General features: G+C 42.7%; 1 protein-coding gene. It reads right to left on the bottom strand.

Annotation, left to right across the window (positions count from 1 at the left end; translation table 11 throughout):
• Positions 1-412 (bottom strand): IS256 family transposase (locus tag RG571_RS12065; protein ID WP_034873891.1); only part of this gene is annotated, 412 nt, incomplete at its 3' end.
• Positions 413-506 lie beyond the last annotated feature (94 nt).

A 506-nucleotide genomic window follows, 5' to 3' on the forward strand; every position in this document is an offset into this window, starting at 1 on the left:
TTATATTGGACATGGTTTGGGGCGTGTAGTGATGCCCATACATTTTCTCAATCAAGTCTGCGATTTCCGACATGGTAATACCTTTTCGGAAGAGGTGAATGACGGTCTCATCTAACGTGTCATTCGTCCGTCTATAAGCAGGAACAGTCTGTTGCTTGAACTCGCCATTGCGGTCGCGCGGAATCTGGAGATGAAGTTCCCCATACTCGGTCTTGACCGTACGGTCATAGGAGCCGTTACGAGAATTACCCGTGTTAAAACCAATGCGATCATACTTTTCGTAATCGAGGAAAGCCGTTAACTCCGTTTTGAGAAGCGTATTGACTGCTTTCTCCAAATGGACACGGAATAATTCATTCAAATCGCCTTTGTTCGCTAGAGTCTTTAGAATTTCTGTAGTAAAATCGTTCATAGGGAAGTCCTCTCTTCTGTGAATGTGTTGTGGTAACTCTATTCTACAGAAGGGACTTCCTTTTTTCTATTTACACAAAATATTTTACACTCTC

It is taken from the genome of Enterococcus sp. FR204 (assembly GCF_031143325.1).
GTDB lineage: Bacteria > Bacillota > Bacilli > Lactobacillales > Enterococcaceae > Enterococcus_B > Enterococcus_B faecium.